The organism is uncultured Clostridium sp. (assembly GCF_937920395.1).
Lineage (GTDB): Bacteria > Bacillota > Clostridia > Clostridiales > Clostridiaceae > Clostridium_AD.
The window spans coordinates 1-2,401 of the sequence record NZ_CALEVF010000193.1; the positions used below are offsets into that span (position 1 = coordinate 1).

The window sequence follows — 2,401 nt, forward strand, 5'->3', positions numbered from 1 at the left end:
TGAATACAGAGTTGCTAAAATACTTGCTAAAGAAATAAATAATAGTTTAGATATAGAGTTACCGGAAGATGAAGTTGGTTTTATCGCTATGTATTTAAAAACTTTTTCTACAATAGATCAAAAAATAAGTAGAGTAAGTGTTATTGTATTAAGTCACGGTCATGTAGCTTGTGGAATGGTAGATGTATCAAATAAGCTATTAGGTACTAACCTAGCTATAGGAATTGAAATGTCACTTGATGAGAGTCCTCAAACACTACTTAAAAAGACTATAGAGACAGTAAAGAAAGTAAATGAAGGTAAAGGATGCTTGCTACTCGTAGATATGGGGTCTCTCGTAACTTTTGGTGAAATTATTACAAAGCAGACAGGAATCCCTACAAGAATAATTGCTAGAGTAGATACAGTAATGGTACTTGAGGCAGTTAGGCGAGCACTAATAACAAGTGATCTTGACGAAATAGCGGATGCTATAGACGGAGATAAAACCTATGTTAAGCAAGTAAAAGGAGTTAAAAAGTATTTAAAAACTATAATTACGGTATGCATAACAGGTGTCGGCACAGCACTTAAAATTAAAAAATATCTTGAAGATATAATGGATTGTTCAAGCGAAAATATAAACATAATTCCAATTGGAATTATGAATAGAAATAGTGCACAAGATAAGATTCGAAGTATTAATGAAGATCATAATATAATTGCAATAGTTGGAACTATTAATCCTGAAATTTTAGATATTCCATTCATTTCATTTCAAGATATTTTAAAAGAAGATGCTAAAATAATGTTAAGAAATTTAATGGGAATAACAGTAGTAAGCCCCTTGTCATCTGTAATAGATGAAGAACTCATACAAATTAGAGATGACCTATTTTCAAAGGTTGATGTAATTGATGAAATGAGTAACCTTCTAAAATTGAAAGGTAATGTTAATGAAGATTATGCTATGAGCATATATAAAAGAGAAATGATGGGAGGTACAATGATTGTAGGTAATGTGGCCATACCTCACGGTTTGCCCGAAAACGTGAAAAAACCAACATTAGCCATTTTTAAGCTTAAAAATTCTATACCTTGGGAGAATGATACTGAAACGAATCTAGTTATTATGATTGCGCTTAAAGAAAATGATCATGATGTAATTTTGAATTTGTTTGATTTATTATGTAAAGCTGAGACAATAAAGAAACTAGATAAAGTCCACTCGGCCAAAGAGATTGCCAATTTATTTTTAGAGCGATAATACTCCTTCCTAATTAAGAGTCTTTTTAAAAGATAAAAGCTAAACAAGCTTTTATCTTTTTTTTATAAATAGAGTGATTTATAACCTTATCAACAGGCTTATGGCACGATACTTGCTACATACTTATATATACAAAGGTAAGTAAATCAAGTTATTTTTTTTATTAAAAACAATCTATTACCTTTTCAACAGGTTTATGGCATGATACTTGCTACAGTATTAATGTAGAAAGAGTAAATACAAAATAAAACAGATTAAAAATTATACCCAAAAGGGGGAAGTGTAATGACAGAAAGTATTACTGAATATTTAAACAAAGATTTAATAATAAACAATCTCGAAGCAGAAACAACAGACGATATCTTTTATGCTTTGTCCAAAATATTGTTAAAGGCTAACTATGTAAAGGATTCCTTTTATGGTGGTTTAGTAGCAAGAGAAAGTAAATTCCCGACTGGTCTAACACTTGGAACATACAATGTTGCAATACCACACACTGATGCAATCCATGTACTTAAACCTGCAATAGCAGTTGCAACATTAAAACACCCAATAACCTTCACTAATATGGATGGAGATGGTCAAGTAGATGTAAACGTTGTATTTTGTATGGTTTTAAAAGAACCTCATAGTCAAATAAGTATGCTTCAGCAGCTAATGTTTTTAATTCAAAATGAAGATGTTTTAAAAAGTTTGAGTAAGGCAAAAGACAGTGAAGAATTATATGACATACTAACGAAATTCGATTCCATTACAAATTAATTTAATTTAGAGGAGGAAATAATAATGAATAAGCAAAAATTAATATTGGTGGCATGTGGTACAGGGATAGCAACTTCAACAGTTGTATGCAAAAAGGTTGAGGATTTAATAGCAGCTAAAAATCTTAACGCAAGAGTAATTCAATGTAAAATATCCGAAGTTCCAGGTTACGAGGCTGACGCAGATCTTCTAGTTACAACAACAATTGCATCAAGAACATATTCAATCCCTGTAATTAAGGCAATAAATTATTTAACTAATATAAATCCACAAAAAATCGATCAAGCAATTATTGATGCATTAAACGAATAAAACCTAGTGTAAGATGTAATCTTTAAATAGCTGATTGCGAAACTCTAAAAGATTTTAGTGAAATATCTATCTAAAATTTTA

3 protein-coding genes are annotated in these 2,401 nt (G+C 30.4%); all 3 read left to right on the forward strand.

Annotation, left to right across the window (positions count from 1 at the left end):
- Positions 1-1,246, forward strand: a 1,246-nt coding sequence (locus Q0649_RS12405) for a PTS sugar transporter subunit IIA (protein ID WP_298842321.1), incomplete at its 5' end; no start/stop codon positions are given.
- Positions 1,247-1,531: 285 nt separating this feature from the next.
- Positions 1,532-2,008: a PTS sugar transporter subunit IIA gene (locus Q0649_RS12410; protein WP_298842324.1), complete on the forward strand. Its 477-nt coding sequence runs from the start codon at positions 1,532-1,534 to the stop codon at positions 2,006-2,008.
- 24 nt (positions 2,009-2,032) lie between these two features.
- A complete protein-coding gene (locus Q0649_RS12415) occupies positions 2,033-2,320 on the forward strand; it encodes a PTS sugar transporter subunit IIB (protein ID WP_298842327.1) in 288 nt (95 codons plus the stop codon).
- Positions 2,321-2,401: the final 81 nt, after the last annotated feature.

Bases quoted from the DNA above. Each gene is read 5' to 3' on its own strand.
- Q0649_RS12410 (WP_298842324.1), top strand. From the start codon at position 1,532: ATGACAGAAAGTATTACTGAATATTTAAACAAAGATTTAATAATAAAC.
- Q0649_RS12415 (WP_298842327.1), top strand. From the start codon at position 2,033: ATGAATAAGCAAAAATTAATATTGGTGGCATGTGGTACAGGGATAGCA.